Here is a 23423-nt window from a genome sequence, read left to right on the forward strand (position 1 = left end):
CGATCACTTCCCCAGTCGGACCAGCGAGGCGGGAAAAGCGCGACCGGTGCCCTGGCAGACATGGCAGACGACGTGCAGGAGCACGCGGGAGCCGTCCGGGTGACGGGACCCGGTGGTGATGACGACGACCGGGAAGCCATCGCAGTTACGGCAGACCGGACGGTTCGAGGCGTGGACGGGCATGATGAAGGTCTCCCTTTCGGGTCTGTTGGATCTGGAAGGGGTGCAGGCGTCCGGGGCGGCGGATCTTTGGCGAGAGAGCCGCCCCGGGGGCCGTTACTTGCCGAGCGAGCGCGGAGGACGTTTGCGCTTGGATGTGCGGCTGATCGTGTAGCTGATGCCGCAGGTGGCCGACAGCACGGAGACGATCGACGCGGCGACGGCCTGGGCGACGAAGGCGATCACCAGCAGGACGACGACGGAGCCCACGGTGATCAGCAGGGTGAGGACGATCGGGCCGGTGTAGGAGCGCGGTGCTTCCTGGACGATCACGACCTGGCGCATGTCCGTGCCGGGCGGGATCTGCCGGTACAGATCGGCGGGGAGGTGCCCGGCGCGAAGCTGTTCGTCGGGCAGGCGCATGGGATATCTCCTTGACCGTCAGGCGGTGCAGCGGTGGGTGCGGGCGGCAAGCTCGGCGGCCGAGCGGTCGTTGTGCTCGGTGGAGAAGCCGCACTTGGGGGCGGTGCAGGCGGCGGTGTGCTTGGTCTGGCCACGGCCGTTGTTGAACGTGCCGACCTTCACAGGGCCGATGCGGATCACGTCGTAGAAGCGGTTCGGGCGCACGATGGAACCTCCTTGGTGATCAGGCGAGTTGGGCGACGATCGCTCCAGCGAGGGCTTCCGGGACGCCGAGGCGGGCGCGCAAGGTTGCGGTGTCGATGTCCCTGCCGGTGCGGGTGCGGTGCTCGGTGGCGACCTTGCGGGCGTGGTCGATCAGCGCCGGAGGCACCGCCGGAGCGGATGCTTCGGGCAGAGCTGGTGCAGGTTCAGGGGCCGCGATCGGATCGCGCTCAGGGATCGGCTCGGGGTCTGGTGCGGGTGCCGGCGGAACCGGCACCCGGTCTCCAGCCGGAGTCGGCGAGTGGGCGAGGAGGGTTCCCCCGAGGAACGCGAGCGCGGGCCATCCGGCGACGAGGATGCGCAGCCAGGCCGGGACGTGGTCGAGGTCGAGGAGTCCGGCGGTGGCGATGTTGGCACCGAGCGAGGCAACCAGGGCGACCAGGAACCAGAACCAGGCCATCCGGGACCGCTCCGTTCGGAGTCGGCGCCACACCGCGACCAGGAGCAGATCGACCGAGACGGGGTAGGCCCAAGCCTTCCAGCCGGTCTGTCCGGCGGCCTCCGCAAGGTCGTGCAGGTGGGCGAAGGACAACGCGCCAGCAATCCCGGCCTGCACGAGCACGGCGTCAATGCGGAGCGAGCGGGACATGTGCTCACCTCCTACGGAGCCGTCAGCGATGCAGCGAGCTTCGGCACGGACCGGGCGGGCGGCCGGAACGGGACCAGGAACGGCAACTCCGGAGTCAGGTGAGCGAATTCGCGGCAGACGGCCGCCGCCTGGTCCGGGGTGATCTCCGGTGTGCGGATGCGCGACCAGTAGCCGGAGGCGTCACCGGCCACCGCCACACCCGGACGGTCCGCCCGGATCCCGGTCACGGACACCACGGCGTCGGGGGCGATGTCACCCAGGCCCATCTCCGCTGTCTGCTTGTCGTTGACGCGGTGCACCACACGGCCGGTGAGCTGGGCGCGCAAGGCGGTCGCTCCCTTGCCCAGGTCGGATCCGAAGCGCTGCCCGCAGGCCTCCAGGTAGATGCCGACCGCACGGGCCATCTGGCCGAGCCGGACCAGCTGGATGACCGTGTGATCGCGCGCCGGTTCGTCCTTCTTGGACATCACCAGGAACAGCTCCGCCACCTCGTCGATCAGCACGACGAGCGGCACCGGCCGCAGCTCTTCGGGCAGTTCCCACAGGTCCGAGACGCCGTACAGCGCGAGCAAGTCGAAGCGGTCTTCCATCTCCGTGACCAGCGCGTCGATCAGCTGCCCGGCGCTGTCCTGGTCGGTGGCCAGCGCCGAGAGTCGCGGCGCATACCGGCTCTGCTCGACACCGCGCTTGCAGTCGATCCCGACCAGGCCCACCGGCAGCTTCGCTAGCCCCTTGATCAGGTTGCGCTGGTACATGGACTTGCCGGACTGGTTGGCGCCCAGGGTCAGGGCGTGCGGGATCTTGCGGTAGTCCCGCTCGAAGACCGTGCCGTCTTCGCGCAGCGCGACGGGGACGATCAGGTCACGGGGTATGGCCCTACGCGGCATCTTGACGCGGGAGAGCACGTCGTAGCCGGTCATGCGCAGCTCGACATAGCCGGGCTTGGTCTCCACGACGGTCACCGAGTGCACCCCGAAGGCGTGCCGGAGGCGTTCGGCGGACGCGGAGATGTCGGCGGGTTCCAGACCGGCCGGGAGCCGGAGCGTCACCCGCAGCCCGGTCGAGGTCGGACGGACCCGGCGGACCTTCGGCGGCACCGGCCGCACCTCGCGACGGGCGACGTTGCGGGTCATGAAGGCGCGGAAGCCGGACGGCTGCACCGTCAGCCCGCACACGTCCATGGTGGACTGGTAGGTCCAGGTGAACCGGCCCCAGGTGACCGGCAGGCCGACCGCCGACCAGTACACGCGCGGCGCACGGTGCTTGGCGTAGCCGAGCCCACTGGCACCAGCCGCAGCGCCTCCCAGCTCCAGCCAGGTCGCGATGTCCGCCATGGTCAGGCTCCCAGCGACGTGATCGCGACCGCGCGGAACGAGATCCCGTGCCGCTTCTGGCCGTTGAACTCGTTCTCCCAGTCACGGGCCTTCAGCCCGGTCACCGCCACAGGCGTACCCGGCACCAGGTCCGACGGGACACCGGTCTCGGGAACGGTGACCTGGTAGAGGTTGCCCTCCCCCTCGTCCGAGACGAGCAGGCCGACAGTCGACAGAGCCCGGTTCTCCTGGTCCACGGCCCGCTCACCGGTCCGCTTGTTGACCAGCTTCGGCTCCGGCGCGGTCGCCACGAACACCACAGCGGTCGAAAGGTCGATCTTGAAAGACGGCATGAGCGCATCCCTCGTTCAGGAGGCCGCCCGGTGCGACCTCTCTAGACATCTCCAGGAAAGCGCACATGTCTAGAGACGTCAAGGGAGATGTCTAGAGACGTTTCTGGAACCGGATTGGGCCTACACGCACAGGGCGGGCGCCTCACGCATGACCTAGGCTGTCTAGAGAAGAGAGGAGGGCTCCCTAATGGCCACCACCGACGACGACCGTCGGCCGAAGTACCAGCGGATCGCGGACTCTCTACGCGAGGCGATCCAGTCCGGCGAGTACGGTCCCGGTGATCGGCTTCCGGGAGAGAACGAGCTGATGGCCGCGCACGGCGTGGCCCGCATGACGGCCCGCCAGGCTCTAGGGGTGCTCAAGGATGAGGGCGTTGCCGAGTCCCGCAAGGGCGCCGGTGTCTTCGTACGTTCCTTCCGGCCTCTGAGGCGGCGAGGCATCCAGCGACTCTCGCAGGAGCAGTGGGGCAGCGGCCGGTCCATCTGGTCTGCCGACATCGAGAACCGCACGCTTGTCGTGGACCAAGTAACGGTGTCGGAAGAGACTGCACCGGAACAGATCGGGCAGGTGCTTGATCTGGGGGATGAGGACACCGTCTGTGTCCGGCGTCGGCGATTCGTCTTGGACGGGAAGCCCGTTCTGCTTGCAACGAGCTATCTCCCCACATCAGTGGTGGCAGGTTCAGCGATCACACAGGAGGACACGGGCCCTGGCGGCACGTATGCGCGTCTTGCCGAACTCGGCTACAAGCCAGTGCACTTCCGCGAGGAGATCCGCTCCCGCATGCCCACGAAGGCAGAGGCGGAGCAACTGAGCATCTCCGCAGGAACGCCGGTCATCCTCATCTGCCGGACCGCGTTCGCGGACGAGGGCCGCCCCGTGGAGATCAACGAAATGACGCTCGACGCCGCCTCGTACATCCTGGAGTACGACTTCGACGCGTGACCTAGCAGGAGCTGTTACAGGTTTCTCTACCTCATCAAGCCCCGGCTGCGCTCCGCTCCGCCGGGCGCGCTCCCGGCTCCGCTCCGGGCGCCGCTCCTGCCTTCGGCCCGCTCCGCCCGCGCTGCGCCGACGCGCGCCCACATGTGGATAGGGCCCGAAGGCCATGAGTCGAGCACCGCAGAGAGCGGGCACGGTCAGAACATGCCTCCGGCGGGGGCGCTCAGGCTCCGAGATGGCGGAGGCGCCGTTCGCGGGTGCCGGCCGAGTGTGGCGTGCGCGGTGTGCTCCCATCCCGTCTGCCGTCGACCCAGGCAGAGCCGAGCAGTCGCGGCCCAGGGCGTCAAGGTCGTTCGTCCAGCAGGGCGCTCCACCTTGACGCCCTGAACCACGCCCGCTCCACGGTGTGTGGGTCGACGGCAGACGGGACGGGAGCTGGGGCGAGTGGTGGGTAACGGGAGGATGGCTGCCAGGGGTAGCCTTCCCGTCCGTTCGAAGGTTTCTGGAAGGTTCCCTATGCACGCCATCGTTTTCCTGCTGCGGAGCGCACTCGGCCTTGGCGCCTGTCTGGTGTTCGCGTGGGAGCAGGACCGCCAGGCTTCGGGGCCGGGTTGGAGGAAGCCGCGAGTCTTCGCTGCGGCTGTGGCTGGGCTACTCGCCATCCTGTTGACCGCCTACGCCTAGAAGCCGCCGCTCGCCGTGCCCTTCCCGTGCCCGTTCAGTCGGGAAACAGCGGGGAGTCACGGGCGCTGGCGGACACTGGGCATGAGAACGGACCCCGACCGATTTACCTGATCAGGGTCCGTTTCTGTTGGCGGTGGGTGTGGGATTTGAACCCACGGTGACTCGCGCCACGACGGTTTTCAAGACCGTTCCCTTAGGCCGCTCGGGCAACCCACCCATGCCCCGGCCCACCTGGGACGGAGCGGGCTACAGCCTACCGGCCTCCGGCCTCGGGTGGGGTCCGTGGCCCACACGGGGTCCACTGGCTCTGCTCTGGCCGAGATCCCCACTCGGACCAATCCTTTCCCCGAGGCTCAGGCCGACACTGCGCAAGCCCGGTGTCGTGCCGCCCGCAACCGGCGGTCGGGGTCTCCGTACCTGGGCGCGGTCAGCCTGGGGGAGGGACGGCACGGGCGAGGGGCTCCAGGTCTCCGTACAGGGCGGCGTGAAGCGCGGCGGCGAGCTCGCGGGCTCGTTCCTCGCTCTGGACCCCGTGCGCCATGAAGTAGATCGGTCCCGCGTACGCGCCCCAGTCCACCTCGTGTCTCTGCACCAGTCGATTGATCGCGGCCCGGATTTCCTCGCTGACTGCGTCGGCGACTGCGTGACCGTGGCCGGCAGTGAGCGTGTCCGCCTTCACGGTCCATCGCTGACCTCCTTCGGACTCGATGGCGACGAAAACGGCGTGGTGCACCATGGCGTTCCGGTACGCGTCGTGGAAAGCGCCGGTGCCGGAGGCGACTGGAATGAGGTGGGCGGGGCAGGGAACCGGCAGTTGCTGCACGAGGGCATCCTGACAAGGTTCAGATCCAGACAGGCGCAGTGACACGGTCAGACCGCTTCCACCTCGACGGATGAGGGTCGGTTCATAGCGGGCCCTGGAGATCTTCACAGCTTCGAGGCATGGCCGAACAGACCTCGAAGCAACTCCCGGTGCGGACGCCGAGTTAGTCCCTGGCGCGTCGTTTCGTCCTCGCCTTGGCGACCTCGCTCTCGACCTCGCCAAGGGCGGGAAGATCGGTGTGTGCGTCGCCCTGCCGAGCGAAGGACCGGCGGGTTCCGATGAAGGCGACCGACTTCGACGACGCCACCCGTGCTCCCAGCTGGGCACCGAAGGTGCCCGTGCGTCAGTACGGCGCGAAGAGCATGCGGACGGCGAGGGCGGTGATCACGGCGCTGGAGACCAGGGCGGTGATGAGCCGCCCTCGGCGGCCGGTCAGTAGCCGGCCGAGCAGTGCGCCACCGCCGGCGAGAAGCAGTTGCCAGCTGGCGGATGCCGCGAAGGCGGCCAGCACGAACACAGCCTGTTCGAACGGTTTCGGTTCCACCGAGGCCTGGCTGCCGAGCACGAGGGCCGCGAAGTAGATCACGGTGAGGGGGTTCATCATCGTGATCCCCCACAGCCCGAGGTAGGCCCGCGCCGGGCCGACGGGGGCTTCTTCGGTCCGGGTTGCCGTCTGCGGCCTGCGATGGCGGATGATCGCCGTGGCGGCGCTGTGGGCCGCCAGTGCGATGAGGACCACGGCGGCGGCCCATCGCATGGGGTGCGTGATCGGCTCGATGGCGCGGGTCAGCGCCGAGCCTCCGATCATGGCGATCAGCGCATAGAGGCCGTCCGCAGTCGCAACGCCCAGTGCGGCACAGGCGCCGGTCTTCCACGAGGTCCGGGCGGTCAGCGCCACCAGATACGTCGCGACCGCTCCTACGGGCATGGCGATGCCATAGCCGGCGAGGAGCCCCGCGACCAGGGCCGCGCTCATGCGTGGACGGGCGTCGGCCTCCGTGGTCGGCCGGTCTGCTGCTGGACGCGCACCGATCGGACGGCGGCGGACGGCGGCAGGAAGGCGGTGATCGTGGTCATGGGCAGATCCTGGCGGCAGTGCGGCCGCCCGGACAACTCCTTTTTCCAGCGGCCGGTCCGGGGGGTCCGATCACCGGGGACGCCTTCGGCCCGGACGGACGCGACCTCCCGCGGGGTCCTCGGGCTCTGGCCGTCCGCAAGCCCCCGCGGGCCGGAAACCGTAAGGGGTGCCCCTTCCGAGAGGCACCCCTACGCGCGCGTACCGGTCGCCGGTGTCAGTTGTCGCCCTCGCGCGTGCCCAGCGTCAGGTCCACCGTGTGTTCCTCGCCGCCCCGCTTGTACGTGATCGTGACCTTGTCACCCGGCTCGTGGGTCCAGATCTCGCCGATCAGGGTCGGACCGCTGTCGATCACGTGGTCGTCCAGCTTGGTGATCACGTCCCCGGGCTTGAGACCGGCCTTGTCCGCCGGTCCGCCCGACTCGACCGGGGCGGCGCCGCCCGAGCCCTGGTCGGTGATCTTGGCGCCGTCGCCGGAGTCCCCCAGGGAGACGGACGCGCCGATCTTGGCGTACACCGGCTTGCCGGTCTTGATCAACTGCTGGGCGACGTTCTTGGCCTGGTTGATCGGGATCGCGAAGCCGAGGCCGATCGAGCCGGACTGGCCGGAACCGAAACCGCCGCTGCTGCTCGACTGGATCGCCGAGTTGATGCCGATGACCGCGCCTGAGGCGTCCAGCAGCGGGCCGCCGGAGTTGCCCGGGTTGATCGACGCGTCGGTCTGCAGGGCGCTCATGTACGACGCCTTGCTGCTGGAGCTGCCGTCGCTGGAGGCCACGGGGCGGTTCTTGGCGCTGATGATGCCGGTCGTCACCGTGTTGGACAGGCCGAAGGGGGCGCCGATGGCGATGGTCTCGTCGCCGACGGCCACCCTGTCGGAGTCGCCGAGAGCGAGTGGCTTGAGGTCGGACGGGGCGTTCTTGAGCTTGATGACGGCGACGTCGTACCCCTGCGCGTGGCCGACGATCTGGGCGTCGTACCTCTTGCCGTCGGGGAACGTCGCCGTGAGCTTGCCGCCGTCCACCGCGTCGGCGACCACGTGGTTGTTGGTGACGATGTGGCCCTGGGTGTCGAAGACGAACCCGGTGCCGGTGCCGCCCTCGCCGTTGCTGCTCTCCGCCTCGATGGTGACCGTGCTGGGGAGCGCCTTGGCGGCCACGTTGGCGATCGTGCCGGGCGCGCGCTTGACCTGCGAGGCGCTGCTGTCGGAGGCCGAGACGGTGGTGGAGCCGCTGCTGTCGTTGTTCTTGGCCAGCGTGTAGCCGAGCCCGCCGCCCAGGCCGCCCGCGACCAGCGCGGCCGCCAGGACGGCGGCGACCACTCCGCCGCGTCCGCTGCGCGGCTTGGGGGCGGGCTGCTGGTACGAGGCTCCCCAGCCGGCGCCGCCCGCGCCGCCGAAGCCACCGGCACCGCCGTCGCCGTAGGACGGGGTGGACGGCGGCGGAGGCGGCCAGGAGCCGTCAGGGGCCGGGCCGGACGGGCTCGCCTGGTGCGCCGGGGCCTGCGCCGCGGCCGGGGTGTCCTGGGGAACCGGCGGAAGCGGAGCCGTCGGCGCGTCCCCCTCGGGCGCGGGGCCCTGCGGGGAAACGGCGGGAGAGGCCACCGGCACGGGAGGTGCGGACGGGGCCGGGGGTACCGCGTTGCCCTCGTTCTCGGTGCTCACAGCTCTTCTCCTCGATCCACGCCTGGTGTCCTCGGTCGCACTCGGTCTGTAGTCAGCTTTTCCCACGGGCCGTCAGAGCACCATAAGCCGTGGCTGTGGGTCCGAGTGTTCCCTTTACTTAGGATCTTTTAGGCAAAAGTTACATAAACGAGCATGGTGTATGTACCCGTTCGCCGCACGGCTGCCTCCGTGCCGCCACGCGTACCCGGCGGCGGTGGCACCATGACGCGGTGACCCACGCATCACAGCACTCCATCCAGGTCGTCGCCCACCGAGGCGCCTCCGAGGACGCTCCCGAGCACACCCTCGCCGCCTACAGGAAGGCGATCGAGGACGGCGCGGACGCCCTCGAGTGCGACGTGCGGCTGACCGCGGACGGCCATCTGGTCTGTGTCCACGACCGGCGGGTGAACCGTACCTCCAACGGCCGCGGGGCCGTCTCCGCACTGGAGCTGGCCGACCTCGCCACCCTGGACTTCGGCTCCTGGAAGACGCGCGAGGCATGGCGCGGGCGCGACGAGGAGCCCGACTGGGAGAACCGGCCGGAGGACCCGGCGGCCACCTCAGTGCTCACCCTGGAGCGGCTGCTGGAGCTGATCTCGGACGCGGGACGGCGGGTGGAGCTGGCCATCGAGACCAAACACCCCACGCGCTGGGCGGGCCAGGTCGAGGAGCGGCTGCTGACGCTGCTGAAGCGGTTCGGCCTGGACGCGCCGGCCGCCGCCGCCGAGTCCCCGGTCCGGATCATGAGTTTCTCGGCACGCTCGCTGCACCGCGTGCGTGCGTCCGCGCCGACGCTGCCGACGGTCTATCTGATGCAGTTCGTCTCGCCCCGGCTGCGTGACGGGCGGCTGCCCGCGGGCGTGCGGATCGCGGGCCCCTCGATCCGTATCGTGCGCAGCCACCCCACGTACGTGGAGCGGCTGAAACGAGCCGGTCACCAGGTCCACGTGTGGACCGTGAACGAGCCCGCGGACGTCGACCTGTGCCTCGGCCTCGGCGTCGACGCCATCATCACCAACCGCCCGCGCGCGGTGCTGGACCAGCTCGGCCGCTGACACGGCCGTCACGGGGAGTGCACCGGCGTGTTCGCTGCGTGTGCGGCGGCTTCGAATGCGTCAGTGGAAGGTGATTGGCCGGTTTCCGGTACAGGCCAATGGGGCATCCACACCGTGGCGTGGGGCAAAGGAGGTCTCGGGGGTGGCGTTGGTGGTGGCACAGGAGGTGCCCACGTCGTCGAGCATGGCCGTACCCCATGGCCCTGCCGGCGTGGGGAAGGCGCGGCACCGGATGCGCGCACACCTACGCAGCGGTGGCGTATCGGATGCGGTCATCGACGATGCCGTACTGATCCTTTCCGAACTGCTGAGCAACGCCTGCAAGCACGGGCGCCCCTTGGGCGACGCTCTTGCAGGCGACGGCGACGTCCGGGCCGCGTGGCGGGTCGACGCACGGGGCCGGCTCATCGTCGAGGTGACGGACGGCGGTGGCCCGACCCGGCCCGCGCCGGCCACCCCGTCGGTGACCGCGCACGGCGGCCGGGGGCTGAGCATCGTCACGGCCCTCGCCGACGACTGGGGCGTCCGGGACGACGTCCGGGGCGAGGTGACGGTCTGGGTGGTGGTGCACGAGGATGTCCACGATCCCGATGCCGGGCGCCGCCCCGGCGCCTTCGCTACGCGCGTCGCCGCTCCCTCGCTCCCGGACCTGGCCGGCCTGGACCTCGCGGACGCCTTCGAGGACCTGGGCTGAACCCCCGGGGACACCCGGACCGCGCCGGGGTCGAGGGCCGGCGCCCGGGACCACCGGGGCCCGGACCGCACCGAGGACGGAGACCGAACTCCGCCGCACCGACACGCGGATGGTCCACAGGTTCACACCAGTGGCGTCGAGTGTGCGTGCGTTGTCCACAGGTTCCCGTCGGTCATGGCCCGAACGACTAGGCTCCCGCCCGTACGAGAAGAGCCGTAACCGGGAGACACCCACGATGGCCAAGAAGCGACCCCAGACGAAGGCCAAGCGGCCGCAGCTCAGCGACGGGGCCCGCGCCGCAGGCGCTGATGGACAGGTTCCGGTTGTCGGCGCCCGCGAGCCCTGCCCCTGCGGCAGCGGCCGGCGCTACAAGGCGTGCCACGGCCGGGCGGCGGCGCACGCCGCGACCGAACTGGTGCAGCGCCCGTTCGAGGGGCTGCCGGGCGAGTGCGACTGGGTGGCCCTGCGGGAGCTGGTCCCGGCCGCGACGGCCGAGCTGACCCTCAAGAACGGTCTGCCCGAGGGCGTCCCGTCGGTCACCCTCGCGACGGTGCTGCCGATGGCCTGGCCCGCGCTGCGCCGCGACGACGGCTCGGTCCTGATCGGCCTCCAGAACGACACGGCGTCCGGCGACATCAGCCGCGACCTCGCCGACACCCTCCAGCGTGCGCTGGAGGCGGAGCCCGGCACTCCGGTGCAGGGCCGCCGCGCCCCCGCCGACGGCCCGCGGCTGCAGGACCTGCTGGATGCCGAGGCCCCGTTCGAGCCGGTCGTGCACAGCGGCTTCGAGTTCTGGGTGCCGGACGCGGAGAACGCCACCCCGGAGGTGACCGCCTCCCTGGAGCGGGCGAACGCCGCCGCCATCCCGACGGCGAAGCTGGCCGGCGTGGACGCCGCGTACTGGTGCCAGACCCCGGAGAAGAACCACCTGCGCTGGGTTATGCCCCATTCGGAGGAGCAGCTTCTGGACGCTCTCGCGCGGTTGCACGCGGCGGGCCGCTCCAGCCTCGGTGAGGGCACCCGGCTCGTGGGCTCCTTCCGTGCTCACGGCCTTACCGTGCCGGTCTGGGACCTGCCCAGCGGGGTCACGGCGGAGGAGGTGGAGAAGCCGGCCGCCGAGTTCGCCGAGCGCCTCGCCGCCGCTCTCGCCGTCCAGGAACCGCTCACGGCGGACGAGCGCCGGGCGCGCGGCGGGCTGACCAACCGGCAGGTCACGCTCAGCTGAGGTCCCGCGCGCGCCTGTCGCGGCTGACCGACCGGTCAGCCGCGACGCCGGTCCGCGCAACAGGTGACTCCTGTCACAAGTCGCGCTCGTGACAGGGAAATCGGTGGCCGAATGACCCGGATCGAATTTGCGAACCGCCGATCTCTTGTTACCGTTCCAGTATCCCGGTTGCTGGTGCATCCCCCGTCGCCAGCAACCGGGTCTTTCCATGTCCGCGCCCGGTGTACGCGGGAGCGCTCGGCGTCAACTGCCGTACAGCTCTCAGGAGTTGCTGCCCGAGCGCAACAGCAGCGCGCCGTCTGCCCCGCGCTCGGCGAACTCGGTGACGGCCGTGTAGGCGTCCGGCCGGCCCCGGCTGTGCTGGCGGGGTGTCTCACAGGTGGCGGGCTCGTCGTCGGCGCCGGTGACGCAGCGCACCTGCAGGATCCGGCCACCCGGCCCCATCAGGCTCAGCACGGCGTTCAGCGACTCGCCGGTGGCGTTGCGGTAGTAGGCGCGCGCCCAGGTGTCCACGCCCTGGATCAGCACGCAGGTCTGCGCCTCGATGCCCTCGGGCGAGGTGAGTTCGGGACCGCAGCGCGCCGCGGTGGCGAGACCCAGGCCGAGGATCAGGGGAGAGCGGCTCGGGGCCGCGGAGGGGTCCTTGGCATCGGCGCGTTCCCCGGGGACCGAGCCATGCGGCGGCGTGCCCGCGCCCGCCCGTCCCGCGTCGCCCACCTGCCCCCCGGACGCCACGGTCAGCGGCAGCGCGAGGGCGGCCGCCACGACGCCCACGAGGGCCAGCAGACGAAGCCTTCGGGGATCCGGCCCGCCGCGGGGCGGCTGCGGGGCGCGGTGACCCCCGGAATGACGCACCATGTGCGGACGATAAACGAGCGCCGGGGACCGCCCGCCCCGTCCGCGCCCGACACCCCTAAATCTCGGGCGCGCTCACACCCGTACGGGTGAGGGCGTCGACCACGGCGTCCACCACGGCCTCCACGCCGGGCACCCACGGCGAGGCCGAGCCGGGCAGCGGGGCACGCTCCCAGCGGACGGCGCCCTGGCCGGTCTCGGACGGGGGAAGGGCGAGATAGCCGCCCTCGCCGTGGAAGCGAAGGGAGCCGGGCACGAAGTCCTTGGCGTACAGCAGCTCGCCCAGCTGTTCCATGGAGTACGGCTGCACCAGCAGCGCCCAGCGGGTGGCGGAGGCGATCACCGGACCGAGGCGCATGCCCCGCCGGTCCAGCAGGGCGAGGGCTCGGGATGCGGGGAGCGCCGGCAGGCTGACCGCGCAGGGCGCCATGCCGCCTGTGGCCAGGATGATCGGCGCGCTCGGCCGGTTGGTCCACCACCAGCGCACCATGCGCGCGTCGGTGGTGGCCGCGAGCAGGCCGGGGTCGAAGGGGTGGGCACCGGGCACCGTGCACTCCGGGTCGGGACAGGCGCAGCGGGCCTGCCCGCGCGGATCCGGGGCCACACCCGGGAGGACCGGCCACTGCCATTCCGTCGCGAAGGTCAGGGCCGCGCTGATCAGCTCAGGCCTCCCGTCGTTCCGCCTGGACAGGAGCCTGCGTCGCCTTCCGAGGATCTCGCGCATGAGCGCTCGTTCCTTTCCGTTGCACCGCTGGCAACACCGAGGACCACATCACATCATGTGTCGATCACTTCACTGTGCGTACCTGTTGGCGCATCACACCCCTGCGCCGGGCAGGGGGAACCCCAAGGGGTCGAGCGTTGGCCGCGTCCGCTTCCGTAGTGCGTCCATCAAAAGCACGGATGCGGCGTGGGGGTGGCGAAGTATGGCGTTTTGCCGTCGCGCGTGTTTCTCTCCGCCTCCGCCACGGGAGGATGGGGCTCGGCCGTCGGTGGCTATGACGCCCGGGTCCGTCGCCAGGTTCCGGGTGGTACCCAACCACCCCTGGCCTTCTCCGAGTACGTACCCATCACGACCGCTGTGACGCTCCGTGGAGCAAGGCCAGTCGACCGCAATAGGCCGCTCCCTGAGGCAGTTTTAAGCCAACTTGGCAGTAACACAAGAGCCTAGCGAGAAACCCGCGTCCGCCGCATGGACACCAGGAATCCCCGCAGGACAATGCTGGACATCCCCTCACGAGTGCGTGTACATGTGGAGACACCGCTAGCGGCGCAGAATGACATGGGGGTTTGCGATGCTTTTGAGCAATACGCACCGGTCTGAAAGCCGGACGCCATGAACGCCCCGCACCCTCCGAAAGTGGCCGGAATCGAGCCCATGGTCCCGACGCCCGCACACACTGTCGCACCCAATCCCCCCACCCCAGGCACCGGTCCCTCCCCGGACCCCCACCCGCCCGTCAAGAACGTCCCCGCCCCGCACACCCCCGCTCCCGGCACCCTCCTCCAGGACCGGCTGGCCGGCTGGGTCTCCGACCTCACCACCCTCCAGGAACTCACCGAGCGGCTCTCGCGCACGAACGCGCTGGACCCCGCCCTGCACGAGCTGCTGCGCGCGGGGGCCGCCCTCGTCGGCGCCCGCCGCGGCCTCATCGTCCTGGAACCCGGCGACGGACTCGGCCCCCGCACCACCGCCGGCCTCGGCCTCGGCCGCGCCGACCTCGGCCACATCGAGACCGTCCCGCGCGGCTCCCTGCCGTACGACACCGCCCAGGGCACCGAGAGCATCCACCCCGACCTGCTCGCCGAGGACAACCTCGACCCCCGCCACCGCGAGGTGGCCGCCCGCCTCGGCTACGCCGCCAGCTACGCCCTGCCCCTCGCCACCGACGCCGCCGGCCGCCTCGGCGCCGCCGTCTGGCTCTACGACGAACCGGCCGAGCCGCACGAGCGGCAGCGCCACCTCGCCGGCCTCTACCTCCGGCATGCCACCGAGCACCTCGCGCGGCTGCTGGAAGTGGAACGCACGCGCGCGTGCGTTGCGACCATCGCCGAGGAGCTGCTCCCCTCCCGGCTGCCCCGCGTGGCCGGCGTCCAGCTCGCCGCCCGGCACCGCACCGGCCCCCGCGGCGGCGGCGACTGGTACGACGCGCTGCCGCTGCCGGACGCCGCGCTCGGCCTCTCCGTCGGCTCGGTCACCGGTTCCGGGCCCAGCGCGGTGGCCGCCATGGGCCGGCTGCGCGCGTCCCTGCGGGCGTACGCCGTGATGGAGGGCGAGGACCCGGTCGCCGTCCTGTCCGACCTGGAGCTGCTGCTGCGGCTGACCGAGCCCGCCCGCTCCGCCACCGCCCTGTTCGCCTACTGCGAGCCGGCCCTGCGCAGGGTCACCCTGGCCGGCGCCGGGCACAGTCCGCCGCTGCTGATCGGCGAGCACCGCACCGAGTTCGCCGAGACCTCCGTCTCCGCGCCGCTCGGCATGCTCGCCTGCTGGGAGGCGCCCAGCGTGGAGATCGAGGCGGAGGCCGGTGACACCGTCCTGCTCTACACCGACGGGCTGCTGCACCGTACCGGCGACCCGATGGACCGCGCCTTCGCCCGGCTGCACGCGGCCGCCGCGAGCATCCCGCGCGCGGTGCGGCACGATCCCGGTGCCGTCGCCGACCACGTCCTGCGCACCGTCCTGCCGGACGGCCTGGACGCGGCCGACAGCGAGGAGGACGTGGTCCTGCTGGCGGCGCGCTTCGACTGAGCACCTGGGCCCGACCACCGGCATGACCGGGCATAACAGGTCATCCGACCCTCGGTCGCTCTCGGTACGACCGTACGATGATGGAGGTCCCCGCTCGGCCACAAGCATGAGCGTCGCGGGCCCCGGGGGAGATCACAAGGCGTATCGAGGAGGATCACGTGTCCGACGAGCTCAACCCGGCTGTGCCCGACTCTGCTACCGCAGAGGGCCCGGAAACCGAGTCCGAAGAGCCCATCAAGCAGCGGAAGAACGGCCTGTACCCCGGCGTCTCCGACGAGCTGGCCGAGAACATGAAGTCCGGCTGGGCCGACACGGAGCTGCGTGACCTGCAGCCGATCCAGCAGGCCGAGCACACCGCGCGCCGCCGTGCCGCGCTCTCCGCCCGCTTCCCGGGCGAGCGCCTGGTCATCCCTGCGGGCAACCTGAAGACCCGCTCGAACGACACCGAATACCCGTTCCGCGCCTCCGTCGAGTACGCCTACCTCACCGGCAACCAGACCGAGGACGGCGTCCTCGTGCTGGAGCCCAAGGGCGACGGCCACCAGGCGACGATCTACCTGCTGCCCCGCTCCGACCGTGAGAACGGCGAGTTCTGGCTCTCCGGCCAGGGCGAGCTGTGGGTCGGCCGCCGGCACTCCCTCGCCGAGTCCGAGGCCCTGTACGGCATCCCGGCCGCCGACGTGCGCGAGCTGCCCGAGAAACTGCGCGAGGCCACCGGCCCGGTGCGGGTCGTGCGCGGCTACGACGCCGGCATCGAGACGGCCCTGACCGACAAGGTCACCGCGGAACGCGACGAGGAGCTGCGCGTCTTCCTCTCCGAGGCCCGGCTGATCAAGGACGAGTTCGAGGTCGGCGAGCTGCAGAAGGCCGTCGACTCGACCGTGCGCGGCTTCGAGGACGTCGTGAAGGTCCTCGACAAGGCCGAGGCGACGAGCGAGCGCTACATCGAGGGCACCTTCTTCCTCCGCGCGCGCGTGGAGGGCAACGACATCGGCTACGGCTCCATCTGCGCGGCCGGCCCGCACGCCTGCACCCTGCACTGGGTCCGCAACGACGGCCCCGTCCGCTCCGGCGACCTGCTCCTGCTCGACGCGGGCGTGGAGACGCACACGCTGTACACGGCCGACGTCACGCGGACGCTGCCGATCAACGGCACGTACAGCGAGATCCAGAAGAAGATCTACGACGCCGTGTACGAGGCCCAGGAGGCCGGTATCGCGGCCGTCAAGCCGGGCGCCAAGTACCGCGACTTCCACGACGCCGCCCAGCGCGTGCTCGCCGAGCGGCTCGTCGAGTGGGGCCTGGTCGAGGGCCCGGTCGGGCGCGTCCTGGCGCTGGGCCTGCAGCGCCGCTGGACCCTGCACGGCACCGGCCACATGCTCGGCATGGACGTCCACGACTGCGCGGCCGCGCGCGTGGAGACCTACGTCGACGGCACGCTGGAGCCGGGCATGGTGCTCACCGTCGAGCCGGGCCTGTACTTCCAGGCCGACGACCTGACGGTCCCGGAGGAGTACCGGGGCATCGGCGTCCGCATCGAGGACGACATCCTCGTCACGGAGGACGGCAACCGGAATCTCTCCGCGGGGCTGCCGCGCCGCTCCGACGAGGTCGAGGCGTGGATGGCGTCGCTGAAGGGTTGATGGACACTGATGGCCGGGCATCCGAGCGGTGTCCGGCCATCGGCGTGTCCATACGCGTGTGAAGGCTTCACGTGCCTAGGGGGAGGGTGTTCGTGGACGACTTCTGGTCCGGTGTGGGTGTGGACCTGCATCTCGAACCCGACGCGGCGGACGGCCGCCGGGTCGGGCTGGAGCGGGCTCTCAGGGACGCCGTGCGCGACGGGCGGCTGACGCCCGGCACCCGGCTGCCCGCGACCCGGCGGCTCGCGACCGAACTCGGCATCTCGCGCGGTACCGCGAAGGCGGCCTACGACCAGTTGGTCGCCGAGGGTTATCTGACGGCCCGGCAGGGTTCGGGCACCCGCGTCGCCTCGCTGCCCTCCGTCGACGCCGAGGCGCCACGGGCACACGCACACGCGCGTGCCCCGCGTTTCGATCTGCGCCCCGGCAGCCCGGACGTGGGCGCGTTCCCGGCCGCGGCCTGGCTGCGCGCACTGCGCCGCGCCATAGCGACGGCGCCCTCACTGGCGTACGACTACGGCGACCCGCGCGGCCGGCTCGAACTGCGCACCGCCCTCTCCGGTTACCTGGGGCGGGCGCGCGGGGTGCTCGCGCCCCCGGAGCGGATCGTCATCACCTCCGGGTACGTCCAGGGCCTCGCGCTGCTCACGCGCGTGCTGGACGGCGCCGCCGTCGCCATGGAGGATCCCGGGCTGCCCTTCCATCGCGAGGTGGTCCGGCGCAACGGCGGCAGCGTGCGGCCCGCGCCCGTCGACGCGCGCGGAGTACGTCCCGAGGAACTCGGCGGGGCGGCCGCCGTGGTGGTCACACCGGCCCACCAGTACCCGACCGGGGTGACCCTGCACCCCGAGCGGCGTCGCGCCCTGACCGACTGGGCACGCACGCGGGGCGCTCTGATCATCGAGGACGACTACGACGGCGAGTTCCGCTACGACCGGCAGCCCGTCGGCGCGCTGCAGGGCATGGCGCCCGGCCAGGTGGTCTACCTGGGCACCGCCTCCAAGACGCTCGGTCCGGCGCTGCGCCTGGGCTGGATGGTGCTGCCGCCGCACCTGGTCGACGCCGTCGCCGACGCCAAGCTGCACAGCGACCACCACACCGAGACCATCGGCCAGCTGGCGCTCGCCGAGCTGATCGACAGCCACGCCTACGACCGGCACGTACGCGCGTGCCGCCTGCGCTACCGGCGCCGCCGCGACCAGCTCCTCGACCGGCTCGGGACGAGCCGGGGCGTGCGCGGGATCGCGGCAGGGCTGCACGCGCTGATCGACGTGCCCGACGAGACCGAGGCGCTGGCCCGCGCGGAGGCCGAGGGCCTGGCGCTCGGCGCCCTCGGTGATCACTGGCAGGCCCCGGTACCCGGCCGGCCGCAGGGCCTGGTCGTCGGCTACGGCACCCCGCGCGAGCGGACGTACCCGGAGGCACTGGAGGCGTTGGCGAAGGTGCTGGACACGGGGCACTGACGCGTGCGGGCGGGCCGGGATCAGGCCCCTGGGACGTCGGCGGACCCGCCTTGACCGGGCCACTGAAACGGGTGCCGACTGGGTCTGGTCAGCGGTCCACCTGCCCCTGACGCCATCCGCATGGCGAACCGTCCGCAGCGTCTCCGGCCCTCGCCCAGCTCACCGACTCCGTCGGGGCCGGCGTATTACGTCACCTCGGCGCCGTACTTCACCCATGTCGTCGGGCCCGCTCCGGGCGGCTGGGGCTCGGGCTGACCCTCGCCCTAACGCCTCCGCGCAGTCGGAGCTCTCGGCGGCCCGGCAGGCACTGCTGGCGGGGCTGGTTCCGGCCGGGGAGCGGACAGGGCTGCTGGCGCGGCTGCAGTCGACGCTGAACGGCGGGCTGGCGGTGGGCGCGGCGGTCGGCGGGCTCGCGCTGAGTGCCGGGACGGCGGCGGCGTACCGGGGTGTGCTCGCGCTGGACACGGTCTGCTTCCTGGGATGCGGGCTGCTCCTGCTGCGGCTGCCCGCCGTGGCCGCCGTCGGCACGATCGGGGGCGGCCGGCGGTTCGCGGTGCCGCGCGACCGGCCGTATGCGCTGGTCGCGCTGCTCAACGCCGTCCCGCTGGTGGTGGTCTCGCTGCTGCTGGGCTGGGGGACGCCCGGCTGGCTGCTGCTGGGCGCGCTGATGCCGGTCGCGTCGTACGCGATGGGGCCGGCCGCGCGCCGGGCGGCCGGCCGCCGTACGCCCCAGGAGGTCAGGGAGCCGGTGCTCGCAAGCTGACCGGCAGCGCGTCGAGGAACCGCCCCGGGGGCTGCGCCGCCGTACCGCCCGCCTCCGGAAAACCCTGACAGGTGGTCAGAGCCACCCCGCCCTCAGAGCGCGGGATCGCGATCGTGCAGGATCCGCTGGAAGAGCCTGCAGTCCCGCCAGGCGCCGTTGATGTGCAGGTAGTTCGGGGCCGTCCCGATCGGTGCGAACCCGCACTTCGCCAGCACCCGCTGCGAACCGGCGTTGCCGAGCAGCGTGGACGCCTCGATCCGGTGCAGTCCCGCCGTGTCCCGCGCGATCCGGCACATCCGCTGTACGGCGGCACTGGCCAGCCCGCGGTTCTGCTGGTCGGCGGCCACCCAGTACCCGAGGTAGGCGCTGCAGAACGGGCCCCGGGTGATCCCCGTCAGGGTGATGGTCCCGGTGATCCGGCCGTCCGCCGCCGCGAGGACCAAGGGCAGCGCGACACCCTCGGCGAACTGGCGCAGCAGCCCGTGCACGCGCTCGGACTGGCCCGCCACGGTGAAGAAGGACTCCGGTCTGACCGGCTCCCAGGGTTCGAGGTGTCCGCGGTTCGCCACATAGGCCGCGCACAGCGCGTCCACGTCCCCGCGCGCCAGCAGCCGCAGCGTCACACCGGCCGCTATCTCCTCGGTCTCGATACGCATGCGCGCACCCTAGGCCGTGCCGGGCCCGGTGGGGACCGGCCGCACGCCGCCACGTTCGGTGCCTTTCACCGAGCCGTGGTGTTCTCCCCCGATTCAACCGAGCCGGAGGGGTCTTGGCTCACCGGCCGACCTCGCCGAGCTTCCGGCTGTGGTCGGGGCTGCCGGCCAAGGCGGCGATCTGGGCTCGGGAACAGACTCCGAGCTTGCTGAACATCCTGGCGAGGTGGGACTCGATCGTCTTGGGGCTGAGGCACAGGCACCGGGCGATCTGCTGGTTGGTGGACCCCGCGCTCACCAGCTCGGCGATCTGCCGTTCGCGGGCGGTGAGCAGGACCAGGGCCCTGTGCTCGTCCACCGGCACGACGGGCTGCTGTGCCTGCTCGGGCCGGGCGGTGGGACATCGGTCCCGGTCCCGCACCTGCGGCTGCATCCCCTCACGCGCGCCGAGCGGCACACCGGCTGACGTCTTCCGGAAAGCAGCCGTGCTGTTCATGTCCCTCAGCGCGGCGAGCGTCCGGTGCGGGGCGGACAGCTGCCTACCGCGGCCGGCCACCAGATCCTGCTCGTTCAACTTGAGCAGGATCGCCGCCAGGGCGCGCTGCCCCGGGCTGTTCACGGCCGCGCGTGACCGGAAATCCGGCAACAGTCCGGGGTCCAGGTCCGGATCATCCCAGCGCCGCCCCAGGGCGTAGGCCCATGACAACCGGTCCGCGACGGCGACCGTCGCCTGAAGATCGGTCAGGTACTCCGCCACTTGGAATATCGATATCAGAGCCAGCGAACCGAGGGTCCACCGGCGCGTCACCGGCATCCCGAGCAGCGTCAGCTCGTCACCCGAAAGTACGGCCTGGAGCCTGTCCCGGACTAGCACCGGAAACGGCTTTAGTTTACCGTTGTATTTAATCTGTACGGCGCGTACCACCTCTGCCGACGGACATGGCCATTGCATCACCAAAGACACTTCATCGCCCCCGTTCCGCGACCGTTGGCGTAACCGGTCGCACTCGTTCGCAGCTTGACGGCAATCAGGCCAGGAATCAACCAAGTTGGCGGTTCGAACGAGCTGCCTGTAGCGGCAGGGTGGCGGCCGCGAGGCGGAAAAAGCCAGGTGGTTGCCGGGACCACCGGCAGGCGGAAGAGGCTTCCAAAGACGGCGGTGGCGCTGGTCAGCCGGGGTTCGGGAGGATTCGCAAGCGGTCGGTCGCGCTGGTGGTCACATCGTCCAGAGCCACTGGCGGGTGAGAGGGGGTAGCGGCGGCCGGCCGGCGGGTCCCGGCCAGCCGGTCAGGACGTCGCCGGTGAGCTCGGCCACCGGGCGCCGTGGCGGACCTGGCACCGGATTCGACTGCTTTGCGGGCCATAGGGGCCGTACGGGCCATTGCAGCGCATCTCTGCCGACGCGCTCCGTTGCGCCCCGGGGGACGCACCGGTCGGGTCAGTCGTCGCCCGGCTTGTCAACCCCCCTTCCCTGGGGGTTTTCCCGCATCGCGCAGCCGGACCGCCGCGGGTTAGCGTCGCGGCATGCCAGGACGGCAGAACCGCCCGTACCAGCCGTCGGCGAACTGGGGGCAATCTCCTTGGAGGGGAAATGAGCAAAGCTTCGGTCGACCTTCTCAATAGTGTCGGAGCCGGGGACATCAAGCACCCCGGGGGGACACTGCTCTCCCATCTGCTGCGTGTAGAACGCAAACTCGAGGAATGGGGCGCCCGGGAAGACGTCCGCGAGGCAGGTCTCACACACGCTCTGTTCGCCCCCGACGGCTCCCCCGATCCGATGTACTCGATGCTCGACCTCTCCGAGCGCCCCCGCGTGGCGAAGGTCATCGGCGAAGCCGCCGAAGGGCTCGTGTATCTCTACGGCGCGATGGACCGCAAGTACACCTACCCGCACCTGACCGACGCGTCGGACCACTGGCGCGACCGGTTCACCGGAGAGCTGCGGACACTGACGGAGCAGGAAATCCGGGACCTGATGGAAATCAGTGTGGCGAACGAATGCGATATCGCCAGCCACAATCCGGAGTTCCACGCGAAATACGGACCCGAGTTCCTCGAACTGTTCACCCGTATGCGTCCGACCCTCAGCGACCACGCCTGGGACGAGGTCCAGCGCGTCCTGGGCTGACCTCTTCCGGCAGCGAGGCCGCCCCGCACAGTGTCGCGGGGCGGCCTCGCTGCCGTCCCGGCTCAGGACAACCGGAGGCGGTGCTCCCGCATCCAGGTGTCCGTTTCCAGCAGCGGAATCAGCAGGTGCGCGGTGCCCGCGTGCGTCATGGTGCGGCTCTCCTGCCCGGACATCTCCAGCACCCGCTCCCGGTCGAGGAGTTCGGCCAGTGGCGACGAGGGGTCGTCGAGAAGCGCCGTCACCGCCCTGCGAGTGCGGACCTCCCACGCCCGGCCGTGTACCGCCGGGTAGGCGGACTTGGGGCGTGACAGCACTCCCTCCGGCAGCAGATCCGCCGCCGCCATCCGCAGCAGACTCTTCTCCCGCCCGTCGGCGGTCTTCATAGCCCAGGGTGCGTTCCACACGTATTCGACGAGCCGGTGGTCGCAGAACGGCACCCGGACCTCGAGCCCCACCGCCATGCTCATGCGGTCCTTGCGGTCCAGCAGCATCGCGAGCGGCCCCTGGAGACTGAGGAAGAGCACTTCCCGCATACGTGCCTCGATGCCGTCTTCTCCCGCCAGCCGGGGAACCGCGGCACGCAGCATGGCGTAACGGTCCGCCTCCTGTTCGCGGGGCCGTATTTCCTTGCGCAGCGCGGGAGAGAGGTAATCCGCAAGGCGCGGCGCGTCACCGAGCCAGGGAAAGGTGTCGCGCCACACCGTGCCCGCGTCGTGGAACCAGGGATAGCCGCCGAATACCTCGTCGGCCGCCTCTCCCGACAAGGCGACCGTCGAGTGTTCGCGCATCGCCGCGAACATCGCGTACATCGAGGTGTCGAACTGCCCGAGTCCCGGCAGGTCCCGCGCCCTGCGCGTGGACGGCAGGGCCGCTTCCAGCCGGTCCGCGTCCAAGAGGACCTCCCGGTGACGGGCTCCGATGTGCGCGGCCGCCAAGGCCGCGTACGGGGCGTCACGCTCGGGTCTCAGCAGTGTCGGCCGGAAGTCCTCCTCCTCTCCCGCGAACCGGACGGAGTAGGTGGAAAGCGCCCCCTGGCCGGCGCGGTCCAGACTGCGTTGGGCCAGTGCCGCGAGGGCACTGGAGTCGAGTCCGCCCGAGAGCATGGCCGCTCGGGGTACGTCGGCGACCAACTGCTTCTCGACGATGTCCTCCAGCAACTCGCGTACATGCCCCACCGTGGCGGCGAGGTCATGGGGGTGCTCCCGGCTCACAAGACGCCAGTACGGGTACGCGTGGCATCCGCGCCGATCGACGCGTACGACATGTCCGGGCTTGACCTCGTGCAGGCCGCGCAGCGGGGTCTCACCCGGGAGCGCCAGTCTGGGGTTGAACAGAAGCGGCAGCGCTTCGGCGGAGAGGGACGCCGTGAAGTCGGGATGGGCCAGCACGCCCTTCGGCTCGGAGGCGAACAGCACTCCGTGTGGACGGGGGGCGAAGTAGAGCGGTTTCACGCCGAGCCGGTCTCGGGCGAGCACCAGTTCCTCGCGTGCGGCGTCCCACACGGCGAACGCGAACATGCCGTTCAGCCGCTCGACGCAGCCGGCGCCCCATTCCTGGTAGGCGCGCAGCAGCACCTCGGTGTCGGACCGTGTCGTGAACTCGTGGCCGAGCCCGGAGAGCTGGAGGCGCAGCTCACGGAAGTTGTAGATCTCCCCCGCGTACGTCAGGACCACGGGCGGCCCGCCGGGCCCGGCCGTGGCGGCCATCGGCTGCGCGCCGCCCGCGACGTCGATCACCGCGAGCCGGCGGTGCCCCAGTGCCGCGTACGGGCCCAGCCAGGTGCCGCGGCCGTCGGGGCCTCGGTCGGCCATGGTGTCGGTCATGGTGTCGAGCACACGCTGGTCGTCGGCCGTCTCGCGGCGGTGTCCGGCGAAGTCGAGCCATCCCACGAAACCACACATCCGAT

23 protein-coding genes and 1 tRNA gene are annotated in these 23423 nt (G+C 71.1%); 9 read left to right on the forward strand and 15 right to left on the reverse strand.

All coding sequences use genetic code 11. From position 1 onward, the window contains the following. Positions 1-3 precede the first annotated feature (3 nt). From ABZ079_RS06295 to ABZ079_RS06320, 6 genes are all read right to left on the reverse strand, one after another. Entirely contained in the window at positions 4-183 is a 180-nt protein-coding gene (locus ABZ079_RS06295; RefSeq protein ID WP_356938241.1) for a hypothetical protein, read from the reverse strand. A gap of 93 nt (positions 184-276) precedes the next feature. Then, positions 277-582 (reverse strand): hypothetical protein, encoded by a 306-nt coding sequence (locus tag ABZ079_RS06300; protein WP_356938242.1) that lies wholly within the window; start codon positions 580-582, stop codon positions 277-279. A gap of 18 nt (positions 583-600) precedes the next feature. After that, positions 601-789 carry a mobile element transfer protein gene (locus ABZ079_RS06305; RefSeq protein ID WP_356938581.1) on the reverse strand — a complete coding sequence of 63 codons (189 nt, stop codon included), beginning with the start codon at positions 787-789 and terminating at the stop codon, positions 601-603. Positions 790-805: 16 nt separating this feature from the next. Continuing rightward, positions 806-1432 carry a DUF2637 domain-containing protein gene (locus tag ABZ079_RS06310; protein ID WP_356938243.1) on the reverse strand — a complete coding sequence of 209 codons (627 nt, stop codon included), beginning with the start codon at positions 1430-1432 and terminating at the stop codon, positions 806-808. Positions 1433-1443: 11 nt separating this feature from the next. Continuing rightward, the gene (locus ABZ079_RS06315) at positions 1444-2766 is read right to left on the reverse strand and encodes an FtsK/SpoIIIE domain-containing protein (protein WP_356938244.1); all 1323 of its coding nucleotides are present in this window, start codon (positions 2764-2766) and stop codon (positions 1444-1446) included. Positions 2767-2768: 2 nt separating this feature from the next. After that, entirely contained in the window at positions 2769-3098 is a 330-nt protein-coding gene (locus tag ABZ079_RS06320; protein WP_356938245.1) for a hypothetical protein, read from the reverse strand. 187 nt (positions 3099-3285) lie between these two features. Here ABZ079_RS06320 and ABZ079_RS06325 point away from each other — a divergent pair, with 187 nt between their 5' ends. Next, positions 3286-4044 carry a GntR family transcriptional regulator gene (locus ABZ079_RS06325; RefSeq protein ID WP_356938246.1) on the forward strand — a complete coding sequence of 253 codons (759 nt, stop codon included), beginning with the start codon at positions 3286-3288 and terminating at the stop codon, positions 4042-4044. A gap of 809 nt (positions 4045-4853) precedes the next feature. On the opposite strand, the gene ABZ079_RS06330 is transcribed toward ABZ079_RS06325, so the two are convergent. The 4 genes from ABZ079_RS06330 to ABZ079_RS06345 all read right to left on the reverse strand — a co-directional run bounded on the left by ABZ079_RS06330 (position 4854) and on the right by ABZ079_RS06345 (position 8286). Then, positions 4854-4941: transfer RNA gene (locus ABZ079_RS06330), tRNA-Ser, on the reverse strand. Positions 4942-5152: 211 nt separating this feature from the next. Next, entirely contained in the window at positions 5153-5548 is a 396-nt protein-coding gene (locus ABZ079_RS06335; RefSeq protein WP_356938247.1) for a hypothetical protein, read from the reverse strand. Positions 5549-5891: 343 nt separating this feature from the next. Continuing rightward, a complete protein-coding gene (locus tag ABZ079_RS06340; protein ID WP_356938248.1) occupies positions 5892-6524 on the reverse strand; it encodes a LysE family transporter in 633 nt (210 codons plus the stop codon). A gap of 316 nt (positions 6525-6840) precedes the next feature. Continuing rightward, on the reverse strand, positions 6841-8286 hold the full coding sequence (locus ABZ079_RS06345; RefSeq protein WP_356938249.1) for a trypsin-like peptidase domain-containing protein: 1446 nt from the start codon (positions 8284-8286) through the stop codon (positions 6841-6843). A 230-nt stretch (positions 8287-8516) separates the two neighbouring features. Here ABZ079_RS06345 and ABZ079_RS06350 point away from each other — a divergent pair, with 230 nt between their 5' ends. From ABZ079_RS06350 to ABZ079_RS06360, 3 genes are all read left to right on the forward strand, one after another. After that, complete coding sequence (locus tag ABZ079_RS06350) at positions 8517-9344, forward strand: glycerophosphodiester phosphodiesterase (RefSeq protein WP_356938250.1); 828 nt, start codon at positions 8517-8519, stop codon at positions 9342-9344. A gap of 55 nt (positions 9345-9399) precedes the next feature. Beyond that, positions 9400-10038: an ATP-binding protein gene (locus ABZ079_RS06355; RefSeq protein WP_356938251.1), complete on the forward strand. Its 639-nt coding sequence runs from the start codon at positions 9400-9402 to the stop codon at positions 10036-10038. Between the two features lie 235 nt (positions 10039-10273). Then, on the forward strand, positions 10274-11263 hold the full coding sequence (locus ABZ079_RS06360; protein ID WP_356938252.1) for a DUF5926 family protein: 990 nt from the start codon (positions 10274-10276) through the stop codon (positions 11261-11263). Between the two features lie 261 nt (positions 11264-11524). Here ABZ079_RS06360 and ABZ079_RS06365 read toward each other — a convergent pair whose 3' ends face one another. Further along, on the reverse strand, positions 11525-12121 hold the full coding sequence (locus ABZ079_RS06365; protein WP_356938253.1) for a hypothetical protein: 597 nt from the start codon (positions 12119-12121) through the stop codon (positions 11525-11527). A 55-nt stretch (positions 12122-12176) separates the two neighbouring features. Continuing rightward, complete coding sequence (locus ABZ079_RS06370; RefSeq protein WP_356938254.1) at positions 12177-12842, reverse strand: bifunctional DNA primase/polymerase; 666 nt, start codon at positions 12840-12842, stop codon at positions 12177-12179. A 612-nt stretch (positions 12843-13454) separates the two neighbouring features. Here ABZ079_RS06370 and ABZ079_RS06375 point away from each other — a divergent pair. The 4 genes from ABZ079_RS06375 (at position 13455) to ABZ079_RS06390 (ending at position 18736) form a co-directional block, all read left to right on the forward strand. Continuing rightward, positions 13455-14867: a PP2C family protein-serine/threonine phosphatase gene (locus ABZ079_RS06375; RefSeq protein ID WP_356938255.1), complete on the forward strand. Its 1413-nt coding sequence runs from the start codon at positions 13455-13457 to the stop codon at positions 14865-14867. A gap of 158 nt (positions 14868-15025) precedes the next feature. Further along, entirely contained in the window at positions 15026-16510 is a 1485-nt protein-coding gene (locus tag ABZ079_RS06380) for an aminopeptidase P family protein (protein ID WP_356938256.1), read from the forward strand. Between the two features lie 92 nt (positions 16511-16602). Next, on the forward strand, positions 16603-17973 hold the full coding sequence (locus ABZ079_RS06385; RefSeq protein ID WP_356938257.1) for a PLP-dependent aminotransferase family protein: 1371 nt from the start codon (positions 16603-16605) through the stop codon (positions 17971-17973). A 214-nt stretch (positions 17974-18187) separates the two neighbouring features. Next, the gene (locus tag ABZ079_RS06390) at positions 18188-18736 is read left to right on the forward strand and encodes a hypothetical protein (RefSeq protein WP_356938258.1); all 549 of its coding nucleotides are present in this window, start codon (positions 18188-18190) and stop codon (positions 18734-18736) included. A 92-nt stretch (positions 18737-18828) separates the two neighbouring features. On the opposite strand, the gene ABZ079_RS06395 is transcribed toward ABZ079_RS06390, so the two are convergent. Then, on the reverse strand, positions 18829-19392 hold the full coding sequence (locus ABZ079_RS06395; RefSeq protein ID WP_356938259.1) for a GNAT family protein: 564 nt from the start codon (positions 19390-19392) through the stop codon (positions 18829-18831). Positions 19393-19510: 118 nt separating this feature from the next. Continuing rightward, positions 19511-20203: a LuxR C-terminal-related transcriptional regulator gene (locus ABZ079_RS06400; RefSeq protein ID WP_356938260.1), complete on the reverse strand. Its 693-nt coding sequence runs from the start codon at positions 20201-20203 to the stop codon at positions 19511-19513. Between the two features lie 777 nt (positions 20204-20980). On the opposite strand from ABZ079_RS06400, the gene ABZ079_RS06405 reads away from it, so the two are divergent. Continuing rightward, positions 20981-21517 (forward strand): DUF6817 domain-containing protein, encoded by a 537-nt coding sequence (locus tag ABZ079_RS06405; protein ID WP_356938261.1) that lies wholly within the window; start codon positions 20981-20983, stop codon positions 21515-21517. Positions 21518-21579: 62 nt separating this feature from the next. Here ABZ079_RS06405 and asnB read toward each other — a convergent pair whose 3' ends face one another. Further along, positions 21580-23418, reverse strand: a complete 1839-nt coding sequence (gene asnB / locus ABZ079_RS06410) for an asparagine synthase (glutamine-hydrolyzing) (RefSeq protein WP_356938262.1) — start codon at positions 23416-23418, stop codon at positions 21580-21582. Between the last annotated feature and the right edge of the window lie 5 nt (positions 23419-23423).

Source organism: Streptomyces sp. NPDC006314, from assembly GCF_040613075.1.
Classification (GTDB): domain Bacteria; phylum Actinomycetota; class Actinomycetes; order Streptomycetales; family Streptomycetaceae; genus Streptomyces.